The following is a 20,033-nucleotide window of genomic DNA, read 5'->3' on the forward strand; positions in this document are numbered from 1 at the left end:
TCATGCACTTTTGCTGGAAATACTGACCCAAAAACGAGTACGGAAGTGCACTTCAATAGGCAACAGCTGGCGCAGGTTTTCCAGTGTTTGGTCAGTATCTCGAATCGAATACACGCCGGAGATACGCAACGCTGACAACTCAGGGGATACCTTGATCACGCCGCGGCGATAACGGGACAGCTCAGTAATAAATTCCGGTAGCGGCGTATCGTGGGCAAGGATTTTTTCTTCTAACCACAGCGCATCCGTGGCGAGCAAGCTCTGTTTTCGGCCTTGATGGTAAGCGCTAAACTCGCTTTTCTCCCCAGCGAGCAGATGCTGGCCTTGTGCCTGTCGCTGAGACTTCGCGATGACTTCGCCTTCGAACACACTGACCCGCGTCTGTTCAGATTCAAGGCGAACACTGAACTTAGTCCCGATCGGCGTCACGCTGCCCTGTGGAGTGATAACATGGAAAGGCGTCAGGTGATGGCCAGTGGTGAGCATAATTTCACCTTCCATCAGGCGGATAATTCTCTGATGCTGATTGAAGTCGACACGCATACGACTGGCAGTATTGAGCACCACCACGGTACCATCTGATAACCTTACCGGCTTTACTTCTCCTGTGGCAGACGCATATTCTGTTTCACCCTGTAGCATGGCAGCATCACTAGAAAGCACCAAACTCATAGTGGCTAGAGAAACGCTTCCCCAAATCAACACTTGTCTGCGTGACACGCGTTGACGATAGGTTCCTAGAACCTTACTCCCCGAATGCGGATCCGGCAGTGAGGTCAGTTTTTGCTGTAACGACTCCATTTGCCGCCAAGCATAATCATTATCCGGGTGACGAGTACGCCAAAGATCCAATGCACGCTTATCCTGCTCGGTCACATCATCAGACCACATGCGTGCCATCCATAAAGACGCCTGTTCAATTGATTTACGAGATACACGCTCCATGCTCAGTAATAACCTTCCATGGCAACCAGCATGCAACCTTGCAACGCTTTGGCGACATACTTTTCCACTGAAGACACCGACACGTCCAGACGCTGAGCAATTTCCTTATAACTCAAGCCTTCCATCTGCCTCAGGACCAAAGCCTGACGGACTTTAAATGGCAATTTATGCAACATCGCATCAATCTCCACCAGCACTTCCACCATCATGGTCTGAGTTTCCGGCGATGAGATCACATCCTCAGGCTGCTGTTCGAGCAGCTCTAAATAGGCTGTTTCAATCCGGCGGCGGCGATAGAGGTCAATCACTAAACCTTTCGCAATATGTGTCAGGTAACGACGGGAATCTTTACGTTCGGGCAATTTACCACTAACAAGAAGGCGCAAATACGTGTCCTGAACCAGATCAGCACTGACTTGAGGGCAGCTCAATCTCCGCTGAATAAACAACGAAAGCCAGCCATGATGCTCTCGATACATGCTGTCCACTTCGTTGATATCCACAGGGCTGATGGCCGTCATAATTTGCCACTCCTTCTTTCAGTTGCATAAGATCACAAATGAAAATAATTATCATTAAAATTTATTCATAAGCAACGATTATTGAAAAAAAGTGTGCTATGGGAATTCAATCTACTGTCTAAATCATAAATAAATCAGTTAATTACACTTAAAATTTAGACAAAAAAGAATTTAACCACACGACACCCCATTTAAGGGACTGATTGATAAGGAGAAGTTGAGATCCATCAGGGGCATTCAACTGAGCATTTCACAGGAAGAAACGCGTCGATTATCTGCATTTTAAAAACGGCAGCTCACCACGCAAATACTTGTGATGATCCTAAGGATCATGCTACTCTTCGCCTCCATTTTTCTGACCTAATTTTCACCACTTCGGTGATCCTTCATGGTCGGTGCTATCTTTAACATGTCGGCTTTCCAAGTCGGCACGATCAAATCAAACGTGGAATTGTACCTATGGGCAAAGGCACTCTTTATATCGTATCTGCACCAAGCGGCGCTGGTAAATCGAGCTTGATTTCAGCCATGCTGGAAACCAATCCGACTTACGCCATGAAAGTGTCTGTATCGCACACAACACGCGGCATGCGCCCGGGTGAGCAAGATGGTGTCCACTACCATTTTGTACAAAAGGAATATTTTGAAGAGCTGATCGACCAAGGTGCCTTCCTTGAATACGCCGAAGTGTTTGGCAACTACTACGGTACTTCTCGCCCGTGGATTGAAGAAAATCTCGATAAAGGCATTGATGTCTTCCTTGATATCGACTGGCAAGGGGCACGCCAAATCCGCGAGCAAATGCCTCAGGCGCAGAGCATTTTTATTCTGCCACCGTCTAATGGTGAGCTTGAGCGCCGCTTAAATGCTCGCGGTCAGGACAGCGATGCCGTTATCGCCAAGCGCATGGCCGAAGCAAAATCAGAAATTTCACATTACAACGAATACGACTATGTGATCGTCAATGACGATTTCGATAGCGCACTGATGGATTTTAAAGCCATCATCCGTGCAGAAAGATTGAAGCAAGATAAGCAAGCTGCTAAATATAAAGGCATGCTTGACGCGCTTTTAGCAGAATAAACAAGCTGTTTCTCAAGAAATACAGTCTCTGCATACTCTGAACTAGACACTGGGAACACAGAGACTGTATACTTTCTCGTCATACAAAATTTTAGTTAACTAATTTGGAGTCCTCATGGCACGCGTAACTGTTCAAGACGCTGTTGAAAAAGTTGGCAACCGTTTCGACCTAGTTCTCATTGCGGCTCGCCGCGCTCGTCAAATGCAAACTGGCGGTAAAGATTCACTAGTGCCAGAAGAGAATGATAAGGCAACGGTTATCGCTCTGCGCGAAATCGAAGAAGGCCTGATCACTAAAGAAATCCTAGATGCTCGAGAGCGTCAGGAACAGCAGGAACAAGAAGCAGCAGAACTAGCCGCTGTAAGCAGCATCGCTCACAGTCGTTAATCTGACTTTCTTCTCATCAACTATCTTCCGGGCCTAAAGTTTGTATCTATTCGATAGCCTAAAAGACGTTGCCCAAGAATACCTATCAGAGCCTCAAGTTGAGGCTCTGCGTCAATCTTATGTGGTAGCGAAAGACGCCCATGAAGGGCAAACCCGCTCAAGCGGTGAACCTTATATCATCCACCCCGTCGCCGTTGCTCGTATTCTGGCCGAAATGCGTCTGGATATTGAAACGCTACAAGCGGCTCTACTTCACGATGTCATTGAAGATACAGAAGTCACCAAAGAAGAGTTAGAAACTCAGTTTGGTACGACAGTGGCTGAATTGGTTGATGGTGTATCTAAGCTGGATAAGCTTAAATTTCGAGACCGCAAAGAAGCTCAGGCTGAAAACTTCCGCAAAATGGTTCTTGCCATGGTGCAAGACATTCGCGTTATTCTGATCAAACTGGCTGACCGCACACATAACATGCGCACCTTGGGTGCTCTTCGTGCGGATAAAAAACGTCGTATCGCCCGTGAAACGCTGGAAATATTCTCGCCGCTTGCCCATCGCCTAGGTATACATAACATAAAAACTGAGCTTGAAGAGCTCGGCTTTGAAGCGTTATACCCAAACCGCTACCGCGTTCTTAAAGAAGTGGTCAGATCGGCGCGTGGCAACCGTAAAGAGATGATCCAACGCATCCATAGTGAAATCGAAGGCCGTCTTGAAGAAGTCGGCCTCAAAGCCCGTGTGTTTGGTCGTGAAAAAAACCTCTTTTCCATCTATAACAAGATGAAAACCAAAGAGCAGCGCTTCCATACCATTATGGACATTTATGCGTTTCGCGTTGTGGTTGAGGACGCCGATACCTGTTATCGCGTACTCGGTCAGGTTCACAGCTTGTATAAGCCACGTCCAGGTCGCATGAAAGATTACATTGCGGTGCCTAAGGCTAACGGATATCAATCTATTCACACTTCGATGGTTGGCCCTCACGGCGTACCTGTCGAGGTGCAGATCCGTACCGAAGATATGGATCAAATGGCGGATAAAGGTGTTGCCGCTCACTGGTCTTACAAAGGTAATGGCGATCGCACTGGTACCACCGCGCAAGTGAAAGCTCAGCGATGGATGCAAAGTCTTCTTGAGCTCCAACAAAGCGCAGGTAACTCGTTTGAATTCATCGAAAACGTGAAATCAGACCTGTTCCCAGACGAGATTTACGTTTTCACACCGAAAGGGCGCATTGTCGAACTGCCAGTAGGGGCTACCGCTGTGGACTTCGCTTATGCTGTCCATACGGATGTAGGCAACACCTGTGTTGGCGCGCGAGTTGATCGTAATCCTTATCCTCTCAGCAAGTCGCTGAAAAATGGCCAGACGATTGAAATTATCAGCGCTCCGGGTGCACGCCCGAATGCAGCGTGGCTCAATTATGTGGTGACTTCACGTGCGCGCACCAAGATCCGTCAGGTTCTGAAAACCATGCGTCGCGAAGAATCAATCACGCTTGGTCGTCGCCTGCTCAATCATGCGTTGGGCGATATGTCCCTGTCTGACATCGACGAAGAAAATATCAATCATGTACTTTCTGAGCTAAAAGTCGACAGCGTGGAAGACTTGCTAGCAGATATTGGCTTAGGTGAGCTGATGAGTATTGTGATAGCTCGTCGCTTACTGGGTGATGTCGATGAACTCACTGAAGTGGCAAGCAGCGATAGTAATAAGCCGAAGAAGAAACTGCCAATCCGTGGAGCGGAAGGGTTACTGCTGACTTTCGCCAACTGTTGTCATCCAATACCAGACGATCACATCATTGCCCACGTCTCACCGGGTCGTGGATTGGTTGTTCACCGTGAGACATGTCCAAACGTACGCGGTTATCAGAAAGAACCAGACAAATATATGGCCGTGGAATGGTCAGAAGAGTACGACCAAGAGTTCATCACTGAACTGTATGTTGATGTGCAAAATCGTCAAGGTGTGTTGGCTGAACTGACTAATGTTATCTCCAAAACTGGCTCGAACATTCATGGTCTTTCTACCGAAGAGAGAGATGGTCGACTTTACACAGTGACCGTATTGCTCACGACCAAAGATCGTGTTCACCTTGCTGGAATCATGCGTAAGATTAAAGCGATGCCGAACGCACTAAAAGTGCGCCGTCGCAAAAACTAACGACCTACTCACACAGAGTTATGCCCTTGGAATGACAGTTTCAAGGGCTTTTATTTTACGACTACTATGAACTCAGAACGTTACAACCGAATCCAACAAGTGCTCAAGTCTCGTCAGGCTGACCTGACTTTCTGTCTTGAAGAAGTACATAAACCCAATAATGTTTCAGCAGTGATCCGCACCGCTGACGCAACTGGAATTCACAAAATTCATGCTGTATGGCCCAACGAGATGCGCACGCTCAGCCATACCTCTGCTGGCGCGCGAAACTGGGTCGAAGTCGAAACCCACGATTCTATTAATGAAGCGGTTGCCGAGCTCAAGTCTCAGGGCATGCAGATATTGGTGACTAATTTGTCTGAAACTGCAGTCGATTTTCGTGAGATCGACTACACCAAACCGACCGCAATTATTCTTGGTAGCGAGAAAATTGGCGCTTCAGAAGAGGCCAAACAACTGGCTGATCAGGATATTATCATCCCGATGATTGGGATGGTGCAGTCACTCAATGTCTCCGTCGCGAGCGCGGTTATCATGTATGAAGCTCAACGCCAACGCCAAGAAGCTGGCATGTACTCCAATCAAGTCAGCACATTACCGCAAGACACTATTCATCGCATTTTGTTTGAACGGGGTCATCCGGTCCTAGCCAAAGTCGCTAAACGGAAAGGAGTGCCTTACCCATCATTGGATGAAGAAGGCCAGATCATCGCCGATGACGAATGGTGGGCAGAAATGCAGAAGAAGTAGCCTTCTCTTTGTCGCTCGTTCGTCATCCTCAAGAGTGAGGGACGAGCGAATTGGGGATCTCTTTTTTTACCAATGAATTGAGCGATTCCCTACTCTTTCCTTCGTCAGTCTATGGAATGACAATGAGCCTCCTCGCAGGCGTTCCCGATTTTTTCTGTTCATTTTTCCCTGTACAAAAACACAGCTCAGTGGTTAACTATTAGGGTAATCGCCTATGTAACTTACTGAATAACTTACCGAGCTTTGTTATGTCCCAATTACTATCTGCTATCCCTTTGACTTCTCTGACTGGCGTCGGTGCCAAAGTGGCAGAAAAACTGGCGAAAGTCGGGCTCAATTCAGTACAAGATCTTTTATTCCATCTTCCTCTGCGATACGAGGACCGCACTCGCGTTTACCCCATTGTTAAGTTGCATGCCGGGTTATGGGCCGCCGTACAGGGTAAAGTCATGAGTGTCGATACTTTGTTTGGTAAGCGCAAGATGTTGTCGGTAAAAATCAGCGATGGCAATGGCACTATTACGCTGCGCTTTTTCAATTTCACAGCAGGCATGAAAAACAATTTTGCTGAAGGCAAAACTATCCACGCCTACGGTGAAGTCAAACGTGGCAGTTTTGGACTGGAAATCGTCCATCCCGATTATAAGTTTTACGCCCCAAATCAGCCTACTGAAGTAGAACAAAACCTAACGCCGGTTTACCCAACGACCGATGGTTTACGCCAGATCACTCTGCGTAACTTAACCGATCAGGCGTTGGAGCTTATTGATAAAGCAGCAGTACAAGAGCTCTTACCATCCGGCCTGTATAACCAGCAGGTATCACTGGCTCAGGCTCTACATACGATTCACAGGCCGACTCCTAACATCGATCTACAAGCCTTTGATGAAGGCAAACACCCAGCACAAATACGCCTGATCATGGAAGAATTATTGGCGCAGAATCTCTCAATGCTTTCCGTTCGCAGCAAAGGTCAGCAGGATGTTGCTCTGCCTTTATCTGAGCGTAACCAACTTAAACAGCAGTTGTTGGATCAATTACCTTTTTCTCCAACCAAAGCGCAATCTCGAGTTGTAGCTGAAATTGAGCAAGATTTGGCAAAGCCTCACCCGATGATGCGCTTGGTTCAGGGAGATGTGGGATCGGGAAAAACTTTAGTCGCTGCATTAGCAGCGCTTAGGGCGCTAGAGCATGGCTATCAGGTGGCGTTAATGGCACCGACTGAACTGCTGGCCGAGCAACATGCGATTAACTTTGCTCAATGGCTGGAACCTATGGGCATCAATGTTGGTTGGCTAGCTGGCAAACTGAAGGGCAAAGCCAAAGAGGCTGAGCTGGCGAAAATTGCCAGCGGTGAAGCGCAAATGGTGGTCGGTACTCATGCGCTTTTTCAGCAACACGTCGCCTTTCATCACCTAGCGTTAGTCATCATAGATGAACAACACAGATTTGGCGTCCATCAACGTCTTGAACTCCGTGAAAAAGGAGAGAAGCAGGGTGCATTTCCTCATCAGTTGATCATGACAGCAACACCCATCCCACGAACGCTAGCGATGACCGCCTACGCCGATCTCGAGACTTCCGTCATTGATGAACTCCCCCAGGGCGCACGCCTATCCAGACCGTCGCCATTCCGGATACAAAAAGAGATGATATTGTCGAACGTGTACGTAACGCCTGCCTCAATGAAGGTAAACAAGCGTATTGGGTATGCACACTGATCGATGAGTCAGAAGTATTGGAAGCTCAGGCCGCCGCCGATACCGCTGAAGAGCTAAAAAGAAAGCTGCCTGACGTTAACATTGGCTTGGTACATGGCCGGATGAAACCAGCCGAAAAACAAACCGTCATGCAAGATTTCAAAGACAACAAGTTACACCTGCTGGTTGCCACAACTGTCATCGAAGTAGGGGTTGATGTCCCCAATTCAAGCTTAATGATCATTGAAAACCCGGAGCGATTGGGATTGGCTCAGCTCCACCAGTTACGCGGGCGAGTGGGTCGAGGTAGTGTAGCCAGCCACTGTGTACTGCTCTACCATTCTCCATTGTCTAAAACAGCACAAAAGCGTTTAGGAGTACTTCGCGAAAGTAATGATGGATTTGTGATAGCTCAACGCGATCTGGAAATTCGCGGCCCCGGTGAACTTTTGGGTACTAAGCAGACTGGTATGGCCGACTTTAAAATCGCCGATCTGGTTCGCGATCAGCATCTCATACCTGAAGTACAGCGTGTCGCACGTCATATTCATGATAACTTCCCAGACAATGCAGCTGCGATTATCAACCGCTGGTTAGGTGATAGAGATATGTATTCGAAGGCGTAAGCGGTAGGTGAACAGAATTCTTTGAGAGATTCCCTACTCACTCCTTCGTCGCTCTATGGAATGACACGTTTTAGCTACGTTATCCTCAAGAGTGAGGCACGAGCGAGTTGGGATCTCTGAAGGCAAGTAGATAGCTTATATCGATTCTCTAGTCCTTCACCTTTAAAATCTCATCCCAAGGTAAGTTCTCATCTCCAAGAACCAAGAAGTTTGGGTTTTCCAAGGTTTCACGCTCATTGTAGGACAGAGGCTCAAGCTGAGTACTTAGAATCCGACCGCCCGCCTCTTCAACAATGCACTGAGTCGCAGCGGTATCCCACTCTCCGGTCGGTCCAAGGCGGAGGTAGCAATCCACAGCACCCTCAGCGACCAAGCACGCTTTAAGTGCTGCCGATCCCAAAGGCACCAAATCATAATTCCAACCACTGCTCATACGACTAGTAATACGATTGATGTCCTGACGACGGCTGATCGCAATCGCGATAGGGTGTGCCTTACCATCATGATTGTGGGATTTGATCCGCACACTTTCATCCATATCGGGAATCTTCCACGCCCCTTTGTCTTTATAGGCATAGTAAGTCACACCAGACACAGGGCCATACACAACGCCCATTACTGGTTGATGATTTTCGATCAGTGCAATAATGGTGGCAAAGTCTCCGCTGCGAGCGATAAATTCCTGGGTCCCATCGAGTGGATCAACCAACCAGTAGCGACTCCATTGTGAGCGTTTTTCGAGGCTGATGTCTGCCGCTTCTTCGGACAAAATCGGAATATCCGGCGTCAGTTCAGCAAGCTGTTCCATAATCAGCTTATGTGCCGCGATGTCGGCACTAGTGACAGGTGTTTCATCACTTTTGGTGTAGGCTTGGTATTCTTTTTTTCTCATAAATATCGAGAATGAGTTGGCCTGCCGAGCGGGCAATATCAATTACGGCTGGCAAATGGTGGGAAAGGTCTTCTGTCATTGGCATAGTCAATCCTTCACGCTCTACATTGATTATGGTTTTAAGATACGTAGAGCAAGCATCAGCGCGGTAATACTGCGCGCCTCACAAAAATCGAGGTGAGTCAGAAGTTCTTCGGCTTGAGCGAGTGGCCAGCGAATCACTTCCAGTGGTTCCGGTTCATCCCCTTCTAGTTGTTCTGAGTATAGTTCCTCTGCGATAAACAGGGTCATTTTGCTTGAGAAATAAGAAGGGGCGAGCACTACATCTTTCATTGGCGTCAGTTTGTTGGTACCCAAACCGATTTCTTCTTTTAGCTCTCGGTCTGCTGCTTGTGCTGGAGATTCTCCAGAATCAATCAAACCTTTAGGAAAACCAAGCTCATAACGCTCTGTACCCGCCGCATACTCACGAACCAGTAGTATGTCTCCTTCTGCAGTCACCGGTACCATCATGACGGCATTACGACCACTCGGTTTCATGCGTTCATAAGTCCGTTCGACACCATTGCTAAAACGTAAATCAAGTGCCTCAATAGCAAATAATTTGGATCGAGCTACTGTTTGTTTTTCCAAAATTTCTGGTGGATTCCGTTTAGACACTTGCTTGCTCCTTAGCGGTAGAGGAAGTCATTAATATATGAGAAAACTGCTATGTTTGAAAACAAAAAAGGGCTGACTTTTTCGTCAACCCTTTGTCGTACATATGGTTAAATCTTATGTTGAACCATTTATCAGTAGTAAGAGTGCTCGCCACGATCGTGCTCTGTTGCATCGCGAACCGCAGACAGTTCTCCTTCGAACTGTTGCAGTAACTCTTTTTCAATACCTTCTTTTAGCGTCACGTCGACCATAGAACACCCATTACAGCCGCCACCGAAGGCAACAATCGCAACACCGTCATCGGTAATCTCTACTAAGTTAACGTGGCCACCATGACCTGCTAACTGGGGGTTAACCTGGGTTTGGATTGCATATTCAACACGCTCAACCAATGGTGCATCATCAGAGACTTTACGCATTTTCGCGTTAGGCGCTTTCAGCGTCAGTTGAGAACCCATCTTGTCAGTGACGAAGTCAATCTCAGCATCTTCAAGGAATGGTAGACTCAGCTCGTCAATGTAAGCGGAGAAACCTTCATACTTGATCTCAGTGTCTGAAGCTTCAATCGCTTCAGTTGGGCAGTAAGAAACGCCACATTCGGCATTTTGCGTCCCTGGATTCACAACAAATACGCGGATGTTTGTCCCTTCTGGCTGCTGGCTCAAAAGGTTAGCAAAGTGTTTTTGGGCATTTTCAGTAATAGTAATAGGATTTGACACGACGAATACCTGAGTAAATTTGTAGGTTATTTAAGCGCCATTTTACTCCTGATTTCCTCAAGATCTAGCCTTTTAGATCAAATCAGCGCTACTTTAGCGATTAGAAGGTTCCGGAGTGCGGCAAATGCAGTAAATATCAATCGTTTTCACACCGGCATCAAGCAACAATTGGCATAATTGATGTACGGTACTGCCCGTAGTTAGCACATCATCGATAATAGCAACATGCCCAGCCTTTATCGATTGATTCAGACAAAAAGCCCGACGAACATTCTCCTTACGCTGCTTTTTATTCATTCCTTGTTGCCTGTCCGTTGCTCGCACCTTTTTAAAGAGCGCTTTACAAGGTACGGCCAGTGCTCGTCCAATTTGGCATGCCAGATGATGACTTTGGTTGTAGCCTCGATAACAGTAACGACGCCAATGCAAAGGGACAAAAGTAATTAGGTCTGGTCGTGTGTCGATACGCGGTACCAGAAGCAAAGCTAAGGTTTTAGCTTGCCAGTACTGGCCTTCATATTTCAGGCGGTGAACATAGCTCGATAGCGGCGGTTGATAATCCCCAACGCAGTATAAATTTGTCCACAACGGTGGGGAAACTAAACACTCTCCGCACATATCCACAGATTGAGGCGTCACTAAGCCGCACCGTCTGCAACGCGCAACTGGCGCAAAACATTGCTGACAAAAGCAACAAAACAAGGGATGGGTCGCTTGCGATTCAATTATCATCTGGCATAAATCACAATGACTTGGCAACAGGTAGGCTGTGTGTTTCTTGATCCAATCGGTTAACATGGCGCTCAATATCTTAGAACTCAATAGTTAACTTACCGCTTTAATTCAGGTGTAAAGGATGGAAAACGTGGTACAAAATGAGATCAAACCAACAACGCCATATTGGCAATCAACGGGTCATGGTAACGATTTGGTCTTAGTACATGGTTGGGGAATGAATGGCGCTGTATGGCATCAGGCCGCTGAGCAGTTAAGTGAGCACTTTCGGGTACACGTTGTTGATCTACCTGGGTTTGGCCATAGCCATCAATTGCATTTCGAAACGATGGAAGAACTCATACAACAGGTGCTGGAGAGCGCCCCAGACAATGCAATTTGGCTCGGCTGGTCTTTGGGCGGCTTGGTGGCAACGCATATCGCTATTCATCACCCTGAGCGCATCACTAAACTGATCACCGTGGCAAGCTCACCTAAGTTTTCAGCAGACAAACGCTGGCGCGGAATACAACCTCAAGTATTGAATGCGTTTACAGAACAATTGGTCGACGACTTTCGTGTTACCGTAGAGCGCTTTATGGCTTTACAGGCAATGGGTAGCCCTTCTGCCCGACAAGACGTCAAAAACCTCAAGAAAGCCATCCTATCTCGTCCAGAGCCAAATCCTCAATCCCTACTCACTGGCTTAAAGCTACTGGCACATGTAGATTATCGTCAGGCGCTACCTAATATCTCAATACCCACCCTACGCTTATATGGACGCCTTGATGGTTTGGTACCGGCTAAAGTCGCTACTGAGGTGGATACATTGATGCCAACCAGTGAGAGCTATGTATTTAGCGCTTCATCACATGCACCATTCATGACGGAATTTAATGAGTTTTGTCAGCAAGTTACTCGCTTTTCTACTGACAGATAACAATTATTTTATCCAACACGCTAAAATTATGACTCTACAGGCCGATAAGTAACCAAGCCAAGAAAACGCTGTTTTATTGTATTTTTGGCATGGCGTGAGGAGGTTAAATGCTCGTATCACCTACAAATGTAAGTGTACCGCTGATCGCCCCATCGGTTAATGTGCAAACGGAGCAGGCAGCCAGAGACAATAAAGTCCGCGAGCCCGTCACTCCCACTGTGGCATTAACCAAAAGTAACGCAGAACGTAAAGTTAAAGCCGATGATAAAAGGCGACAACAATCCTCTTGGGATCCGGCTGAGCACCCAAGCTATGAAGCCAGCGAACAGGAAGACGTTAAAGCCACTTATCAGGAAGATCCGAAAGATACGCTCGAACGGATTTTTCAATTGATTGCTCTGGACAGCTACAGTGAAGATCAGGGCAAGGGCTACGCGATGCGCTTTCGGTTACCAAGGCACATAATCGATGCGGCGATAACTGAAGGCAAAATGGCCAAGCGCAGAACCGTGATTAAGTTTCACTACGGTGATGCGGTTGCACCCAATACACCTTCAGATGTCATTGCGGTGTTGTAGTACCTAAAGATTGAATTAGGAAATACCGAAAAAAATCCCCGCTATTGCGGGGATTTGTATTTTTAGCCGAAGCTATTTTTTGGCTTTGGCAAAAGCAGCGGCAAATGCCCCGCCCATCGCGCCATTTGCTGGCTCTTCACGACGACGTTGGCTACCTTTGTTGCCTTGGCTCTGACGTTGTTGACCACGTGGCGCGGTAGAACGCTGAGAACGGTTATCTTGGCCCGGTTCATCATTAAGACGCATAGATAGGCCAATACGCTTACGCTGAATGTCCACTTCCATCACTTTGACTTTAACGATATCCCCCGCCTTAACGACTTCTCTTGGATCAGAGACAAATCGATCGGTTAAAGCCGAAATATGCACTAGGCCATCTTGATGCACGCCAATATCAACGAAAGCGCCAAAATTCGCCACGTTGGATACCACGCCTTCCAGCACCATACCCGGTTCGAGATCTGACACTTCATTTACGCCATCAGCGAACGTTGCAGTTTTGAATTCGGGGCGAGGATCTCGCCCTGGCTTGTCCAACTCTTTGATGATGTCGCTGACCGTCGGAACACCAAAATTGTCATCGGTGTAATCCACAGCATGTAAGCCACGCAGGAACTGAGTATCACCAATCAAGGCGCGAACGTCTTTGCTGTTTTTCTCTGCGATAGCTTTCACCACAGGATACGCTTCTGGGTGAACCGATGACGCATCCAGCGGGTTCTTACCATCCATAATACGGAGGAAACCTGCACACTGTTCAAACGCTTTTGGCCCAAGGCGGGCGACTTTCTTCAGTGTGGTACGTGCTTCAAAACGGCCATTCTCGTCGCGGTAATCAACAATGTTCTGCGCAATAGTGCTCGACAGCCCCGCCACTCGCGTTAACAAAGCAGGAGACGCCGTATTCACATCAACACCAACAGCGTTTACACAGTCCTCAACAACCGCATCCAGACGCTTAGCCAGCATCGACTGGCTGACGTCGTGTTGATACTGGCCAACACCAATCGATTTAGGGTCAATTTTCACCAGCTCCGCCAGTGGGTCTTGCAGACGGCGAGCAATCGACACTGCGCCACGCAGTGACACGTCCAAACCAGGGAATTCTTTGGCAGCCAGCTCTGACGCCGAATAGACGGACGCGCCCGCTTCACTGACCATAATCTTCTGCACGTTAAGGTTATTTCGCTTAATCAGATCAGCGACAAAACTGTCCGTTTCACGCGATGCCGTGCCGTTACCAATGGCAATTAGGTCGACATTAAACTGCTGTACCAGCTTCGCCACCACCTGAGCCGATTTGTCATACTGTTTTTGCGGCGGATGAGGGTAGATGGTTTCTGTTGCTAGCACTTTACCTGTTGAATCTACCACCGCGATTTTCGACCCCGTTCTCAAGCCCGGATCGAGACCTAGCGTGGCTCGTGGACCTGCTGGAGCCGCCATCAATAAATCTTTCAGGTTTGTGGCAAACACTTCAATCGCTTCGATTTCAGCACGCTCTTTCATCGCTCCCATCAGCTCAGTTTCCATGTGCATCGACACCTTGATGCGCCATGCCCAACTGATCACATGCTTACGCCACACATCCGCTGGGGCTTGGCTAAGTGAAATACCATAGTGATCGGCAATAATGGTTTCACAATACGACTGGCGAGCACCTTCTTCTTGCTCTGGGTCAGCATTCATCGCCAATGTTAAGAAACCTTCATTACGGCCACGCAACATAGCCAGCGCACGATGCGATGGCACCTTGCTTAAGGCTTCATTGTGCTCAAAGTAATCTTTGAATTTTTCGCCTTCGCGCTCTTTGCCTTCCACAACGCGAGCCACCAGCTCTGCGCTACGGTTAAGATGCGTACGAATTTTTTCCAGCAGGTTGGCATCTTCAGCAATACGTTCCATCACAATGGCACGCGCGCCATCAAGCGCCGCTTTCGTGTCTGCAATACCTTTGTCTGCATCAAGGTATTGAGCCGCTTCTTGCTCCGGCTCCGTCTGTGGTTCGTTCCACAATTTGTCTGCCAGCGGTTCCAAACCAGCTTCAATCGCAATCTGACCTTTGGTGCGGCGCTTAGGTTTATAAGGCAGATACAGGTCTTCCAGACGGGTTTTACTGTCCGCCTGATTGATTTCAGTTTCGAGCTCAGTCGTCAATTTACCTTGCTCCTGAATGGATTTCAGAATCGTCTGACGACGATCATCCAATTCACGCAGGTAAGAGAGACGGCTGTCGAGATTACGCAGTTGGGTATCATCCAAACCACCTGTCACTTCTTTTCGATAGCGGGCGATAAATGGCACCGTATTGCCATCATCGATGAGATTAACAGCAGCGTTAACTTGCTCAGTACGAACATTCAGTTCGTGAGCAATCATTTGACAGATAGCTTGGCTCATCCGTTGATTCTCTTAATTATAGTGTGTGAAGGAGTTGGTCTGCTCTAGACATGGGGGCAAATCATGGATTTTGCAATGTTTTAAATCTTGCCCTGAAAAAATCACCGACGCCTGATAGACACGGTGCACATTTGTGTCAAAACTGCAGTCGCAATTGAAATATATTCATTACATTTAAGTAAGTTATATCATTTCGAGTTAGTTAATAAGCATCGATACATCGATTTAGTTTGGGAAATTATTGCATGAAGAAGCTCTCTTTGATTCTGACTTTGACAAGCGCCCTAATGACAGCCCCGCAAGCTTGGTCTGAACCCCTTGCCACTACCACACAAAACCCTGCCTACCAGTTGGATAACGCACTGATTCTCGGACGCATCGAAAATGTCTACTATAGCGATATTCCAGAACTCAAAGGCGTACCCTTTATGGGCAAGATCGATACGGGTGCCGACACCACATCGATTCATGCTGAAAACATTCACATCACTAGCACGCACCCAGACTTTGAAGACTTGACCGATGATGACCTACTTTGGGCGGTGGTCAATGATCGGCGAAAAAACAAGCTAAAGAGAAATACAGAAACCTACTTGTCTTATCAGATCACGATTGCCTTTACCATTCGCCACCCGTATACCGGCGAAGACATCAATATCAGAGATGATCTCGAACGCATCAGCATCATCCGCAGCCGCTCCAGCGAAAAACCAATCCTTCGTCCAGCGGTACGAATGCCACTGACGATCGGTGGCCGCACCGTGGATGCCATGATTAACCTCACCAAACGTAGCCAGTTCTCGTCACCCATCCTGATTGGTAAAACGTTTCTTGAAGATAATGCTTGGGTGATGGCGAGTTATGATTACCTCCAAGAGCAGCCGCATGCTCAAGTCATAGGCAAAAAAGAAACAGTAGAAGTTGACGGCGTTCCCTATAAGGTCAGTGTTGCGACCACCAGCCGTTACACCAACGCCCATGCTTTGGATGTAAAAATCGACAAAAAGGCTCAATCAGTCTCGTTCAAATTGGAAGATGACAAAGGCAAACGCAAAGCTATGACTCTGCCATTGATCCGTATTTTGAATACCAGCAATGGTGAGCGTCCACTGGTTTACCTACCAGTCAAGCTCAATCAGAATCACACTCAGCATTGGCTGGTTTATTTACGTGACCGCAGCCATTTAAGCAGTCAGATCAGCCTTGGACGAGATGTCGCCAGCGAACATTTCGTTATCGATACCGATAGCGAAAACCTGCTCAAAAAAGCCGATACTAGCTTCAAGACGGCCCTCAAGTCTGATCCATTGGTGATCTCACCCAAAGAGACCATCACCATAGACCAAGAGTTCAGCATTCCTGCACAGCCTAGTTTTATCGTTAAAACTCCACTACTGAGAGTCAAAGAGTTTGAACTCAGCAAGAAAGGCGGCAAGGAACAGGTCAGTTTCACTCTTGAAAACCGCCAAGGTGAAATCAAAACGTTGACTAAGCCTGTCCTGCGTATACTCAAAGTCGGCAAATCCGTTCGTCCGGTTGTGGAAGGTGTATTCGAGTTAGGAGACAAAAAACGAGAACTGGAATTTGCTATCGATAGTCTTGGCAAAAATGACACCAAGCCTTTCTTTGTCATGGGCCACAACATGGCGAAAAGCAATGTACTACTCAACACTCGTACAGAGGATCTACTCAGCCCAAGTCCGCTATTCAGAGCTGGTCACATTGAAGTCGTTCAAGTCGAAGATCTGGCTTTTCCGGTCAAGCTAGATACAGGAGCGGATGTCAGCTCAATCAATGCCAAGAACATCAAGCAGTATCAGAAAGATGGCAAAGATATGGTCACGTTCACCTATGAAAATGATGTCGGGATGAAACAGGAATTCACTCGAGAAGTAGTCGATGTGATGCGCATTACAGCCAAGAAAGGGGAAAAAGCCAACGTGCGCCCTGTGGTTGAAATGCGAGTCAGGCTGGGAGAGTTGGATAAGATCATTCGCGTTAACCTCCAAGACAGAGGGCGTTTCCACTACAGCATGATTTTAGGCAAAAACTTCCTCAAATATGGGGCCATTGTTAGCAGTGATAAGGACTACATCATTACTGAAAAACCCGACTACGAAAAATAAAAGACAAGTGCCGAGCTCCTATGCGCGGCACCCTTTTCAACGGCTATAACAAATACTGTTCACAAACCACTCTTTCTCACCTTCCGGCGTTTTGACGCTGAATTCGTCATCCACTTCTTTCTTTAACAGGGCTCGCGCCATTGGCGAGTCAATCGAGATGTAATCTTTGGCGCCACCATAAATTTCATCAGGGCCAACAATGCGAAACTTTTTCACTTCTCCAGATTCATTTTCCACTTCGACCCATGCACCAAAAACACTTTTCCTTCCTGCTGCGGAGCGTAATCCACCACTTTCACCTGCTCAAGACGCTTGCGCAGGTAACGTACACGACGATCAATTTCACGCAGACGTTTCTTATTGTACTGATAATCCGCATTTTCTGAGCGATCACCTAAACTCGCTGCCCAAGTCACTTTTTAGTCACTTCCGGGCGATCTTCTTTCCATAGAAAATCGAGTTCTTTTTTAAGTCGGTCAAAGCCTTCGCGTGTGATTAGGTTTGTTTTCATATTTCTGACGCTAGTGAATTGAATATGGCGTATACATTAGCTAAAAAGGACTTAAAAAGGTAATAATCGTTAACAATTCTTTGCGCCACTTTCATCAGAACAATGTTACATTTTGATTCGTGAGAAAGGGCTGTACATTAGCTCCGACAAAGCGCTGTCTTATTTAATAGGTGGAATCATTACATGCAAGAAAATCACAAGATCTTAGTCGTTGATGACGATGCACGTTTACGTGCATTGCTGGAGCGTTACTTGTCTGAACAAGGATTCCAAGTACGTAGTGTCGCTAACAGTGAGCAGATGGACCGCCTGTTAACCCGTGAAAACTTCCACCTGATGGTATTGGATTTAATGCTGCCAGGTGAAGATGGCCTGTCTATTTGCCGTCGCCTGCGTAACGCTAACAGTACCTTACCGATCCTGATGCTCACTGCAAAAGGTGATGAAATTGACCGAATTGTTGGCTTGGAAGTGGGCGCAGACGACTACCTGCCAAAACCATTTAACCCACGTGAGCTGCTGGCACGCATCAAAGCCGTATTGCGTCGTCAGACAACTGAACTGCCCGGTGCACCTAGCTCAGAAGAGTCGGTGGTCGAATTCGGTGAGTTCAGCCTAAACCTTGGTACACGTGAAATGTTTCGCGGTGAGGAGTCAATGCCTCTGACCTCGGGCGAATTTGCGGTGCTTAAAGCGCTGGTTACCAATGCCCGTGAGCCGATGTCACGTGACAAACTAATGAATATGGCCCGCGGTCGTGAGTATTCTGCCATGGAACGATCCATCGACGTACAGATTTCTCGTCTGCGTCGTATGCTGGAAGTCGATCCGAGTAAACCTCGTTATATTCAAACTGTATGGGGCTTAGGCTACGTTTTCGTACCAGACGGCAAAGAAGCATAATTGCTCACCTGATGAGAGTGCGAGACTGTGTCTCGCACTTTTTGTTTTCACCTCAATCAAGGCCACCAATATGCGTATTCGCAGTTCCTTTACTCAATCGATTTTTATCTTTCTTACCTTATTGATTGCCAGTCAGGTTTACTCCTACTACGCCGTGTTTAACTATGCTTTGATGCCCAGTCTTCAGCAGTTTAATAAGATCCTCAGTCACGAAATCAATTTAATGCTCGACGATTCAGCAGCCATCGAGGGGGATTGCAGATGGATGCTCCACTTAGACGCAGAGTGTTAGAACAGCTTGGCGTCACCATCCACGCCGACGATAGCCCGATAGCGGATGAGTATTATCACGCCATCAGTATAGATCTCATGAGCGAGGAGATGAGCAAAGAACTCGGTTCACCGACCGATGTACGCATGATGCTAGGCACTGACAGCTACATTCTGTGGATGAGAATCGATTCATTGCCTGGTTCGCTGCTGCGTATTCCGCTATCTGAACTACAGGAAGAAGACTTTGCGCCTCTATTTCGCAATAGCTTAATTATGGCGTTACTCATCGTCGCCGGTGGTTGGCTTTTCATCCGTTTACAAAACCGACCTTTGATTGATCTAGAAAAAGCCGCCAAAGGTGTTGGTCGAGGGGACATTCCTCCGCCATTACCTGAGAAAGGCGCGACGGAAATCCGTTCGGTGACAAGGGCATTCAATCAGATGTCTAAAGGTATTCAGGCTCTAGAAGAAGACCGTACTCTGCTCATGGCCGGTATCAGTCATGATTTGAGAACCCCTCTGACTCGGATCCGGCTTGCTACTGAAATGATGTCACCGGAAGATAGCTATTTGGCTGAAGGCATCATCAGTGATACCGAAGAGTGTAACGAGATCATCAGCCAGTTTATGGACTACCTAAAACCCGTCAACAAAGATTCATTCATCGACGTTGACCTTAATGACATCGCCAATGATATTGCAACTTCAGAAGGTGGTTATGAGATTCAAATTGAAACTGAGCTGCAACAGCCCCTTAGGTTTACCAATGGCAGTCCGATCGCGATTAAACGAGCAGTAAGTAACTTAGTTGTAAACGCCATACGGTATGGTAATGGCTGGGTCAAAGTCAGCACTGGTGTCACTGCAGATAATAAACGGGTTTGGGTGTGTATAGAGGACAACGGTCCGGGTATAGAGCAAAGCCAAGTAAGCAAGCTGTTTGAACCTTTCACCCGCGGCGACACCGCCAGAGGCAGCGAAGGTACAGGACTTGGACTCGCCATAGTGAAGCGTATTGCTAGCCAGCATAAAGGGACGGTGCTAATCAATAATCGTAGCGGTGGTGGCTTACGGGCGCAGATCAGTTTTCCAGCAGTCGGCAAATAGCCTATCCAATAAAAAAGGGCGTTAGCCCTTTTT

At 47.4% G+C, this 20,033-nt stretch carries 14 protein-coding genes and 4 pseudogenes; 10 read left to right on the forward strand and 8 right to left on the reverse strand.

What is annotated here, in order from left to right:
* Both KW548_01460 and KW548_01465 read right to left on the reverse strand, forming a co-directional pair.
* On the reverse strand, nucleotides 1–945 hold the full coding sequence (locus KW548_01460) for a FecR domain-containing protein (GenBank protein QXX06832.1): 945 nt from the start codon (nucleotides 943–945) through the stop codon (nucleotides 1–3).
* A gap of 2 nt (nucleotides 946–947) precedes the next feature.
* Nucleotides 948–1,466: a sigma-70 family RNA polymerase sigma factor gene (locus tag KW548_01465; GenBank protein ID QXX06833.1), complete on the reverse strand. Its 519-nt coding sequence runs from the start codon at nucleotides 1,464–1,466 to the stop codon at nucleotides 948–950.
* Nucleotides 1,467–1,925: 459 nt separating this feature from the next.
* On the opposite strand from KW548_01465, the gene gmk reads away from it, so the two are divergent.
* From gmk to recG, 5 genes and pseudogenes are all read left to right on the forward strand, one after another.
* On the forward strand, nucleotides 1,926–2,549 hold the full coding sequence (gene gmk / locus KW548_01470; GenBank protein QXX06834.1) for a guanylate kinase: 624 nt from the start codon (nucleotides 1,926–1,928) through the stop codon (nucleotides 2,547–2,549).
* Nucleotides 2,550–2,664: 115 nt separating this feature from the next.
* Nucleotides 2,665–2,937: a DNA-directed RNA polymerase subunit omega gene (gene rpoZ, locus KW548_01475; GenBank protein ID QXX06835.1), complete on the forward strand. Its 273-nt coding sequence runs from the start codon at nucleotides 2,665–2,667 to the stop codon at nucleotides 2,935–2,937.
* A gap of 40 nt (nucleotides 2,938–2,977) precedes the next feature.
* Nucleotides 2,978–5,101, forward strand: a complete 2,124-nt coding sequence (gene spoT / locus KW548_01480; protein QXX06836.1) for a bifunctional GTP diphosphokinase/guanosine-3',5'-bis pyrophosphate 3'-pyrophosphohydrolase — start codon at nucleotides 2,978–2,980, stop codon at nucleotides 5,099–5,101.
* A 66-nt stretch (nucleotides 5,102–5,167) separates the two neighbouring features.
* A complete protein-coding gene (gene trmH, locus KW548_01485; protein QXX06837.1) occupies nucleotides 5,168–5,851 on the forward strand; it encodes a tRNA (guanosine(18)-2'-O)-methyltransferase TrmH in 684 nt (227 codons plus the stop codon).
* Between the two features lie 248 nt (nucleotides 5,852–6,099).
* Nucleotides 6,100–8,177: pseudogene (recG, locus tag KW548_01490) on the forward strand (ATP-dependent DNA helicase RecG).
* A gap of 148 nt (nucleotides 8,178–8,325) precedes the next feature.
* Here the strand turns inward: recG and cysQ are convergent.
* From cysQ to KW548_01510, 4 genes and pseudogenes are all read right to left on the reverse strand, one after another.
* Nucleotides 8,326–9,154: pseudogene (gene cysQ / locus KW548_01495) on the reverse strand (3'(2'),5'-bisphosphate nucleotidase CysQ).
* 26 nt (nucleotides 9,155–9,180) lie between these two features.
* A complete protein-coding gene (gene nudE / locus KW548_01500; GenBank protein QXX06838.1) occupies nucleotides 9,181–9,729 on the reverse strand; it encodes an ADP compounds hydrolase NudE in 549 nt (182 codons plus the stop codon).
* Nucleotides 9,730–9,860: 131 nt separating this feature from the next.
* Nucleotides 9,861–10,448, reverse strand: coding sequence for a Fe-S biogenesis protein NfuA (gene nfuA / locus KW548_01505; protein QXX06839.1), 588 nt, complete (start codon nucleotides 10,446–10,448; stop codon nucleotides 9,861–9,863).
* 93 nt (nucleotides 10,449–10,541) lie between these two features.
* On the reverse strand, nucleotides 10,542–11,246 hold the full coding sequence (locus KW548_01510; protein QXX06840.1) for a ComF family protein: 705 nt from the start codon (nucleotides 11,244–11,246) through the stop codon (nucleotides 10,542–10,544).
* Between the two features lie 58 nt (nucleotides 11,247–11,304).
* Between KW548_01510 and bioH the strand changes: the two genes are divergently transcribed.
* A complete protein-coding gene (bioH, locus tag KW548_01515; GenBank protein QXX06841.1) occupies nucleotides 11,305–12,102 on the forward strand; it encodes a pimeloyl-ACP methyl ester esterase BioH in 798 nt (265 codons plus the stop codon).
* 107 nt (nucleotides 12,103–12,209) lie between these two features.
* Nucleotides 12,210–12,680: an ATP-dependent Lon protease gene (locus KW548_01520; protein ID QXX06842.1), complete on the forward strand. Its 471-nt coding sequence runs from the start codon at nucleotides 12,210–12,212 to the stop codon at nucleotides 12,678–12,680.
* 72 nt (nucleotides 12,681–12,752) lie between these two features.
* Here the strand turns inward: KW548_01520 and KW548_01525 are convergent, their stop codons facing one another.
* Nucleotides 12,753–15,080, reverse strand: a complete 2,328-nt coding sequence (locus KW548_01525; GenBank protein QXX06843.1) for an RNA-binding transcriptional accessory protein — start codon at nucleotides 15,078–15,080, stop codon at nucleotides 12,753–12,755.
* Nucleotides 15,081–15,325: 245 nt separating this feature from the next.
* Here KW548_01525 and KW548_01530 point away from each other — a divergent pair, with 245 nt between their 5' ends.
* Nucleotides 15,326–17,206, forward strand: coding sequence for a RimK/LysX family protein (locus tag KW548_01530; protein QXX06844.1), 1,881 nt, complete (start codon nucleotides 15,326–15,328; stop codon nucleotides 17,204–17,206).
* Between the two features lie 36 nt (nucleotides 17,207–17,242).
* Here the strand turns inward: KW548_01530 and greB are convergent.
* A pseudogene (greB, locus tag KW548_01535) lies at nucleotides 17,243–17,717 on the reverse strand (transcription elongation factor GreB).
* Nucleotides 17,718–17,900: 183 nt separating this feature from the next.
* Between greB and ompR the strand changes: the two are divergent.
* Nucleotides 17,901–18,620, forward strand: coding sequence for a two-component system response regulator OmpR (gene ompR / locus KW548_01540; protein QXX06845.1), 720 nt, complete (start codon nucleotides 17,901–17,903; stop codon nucleotides 18,618–18,620).
* 70 nt (nucleotides 18,621–18,690) lie between these two features.
* A pseudogene (gene envZ / locus KW548_01545) lies at nucleotides 18,691–20,000 on the forward strand (two-component system sensor histidine kinase EnvZ).
* Nucleotides 20,001–20,033 lie beyond the last annotated feature (33 nt).

The organism is Vibrio neptunius, from assembly GCA_019339365.1.
Taxonomy (GTDB): Bacteria; Pseudomonadota; Gammaproteobacteria; order Enterobacterales; family Vibrionaceae; genus Vibrio; species Vibrio neptunius.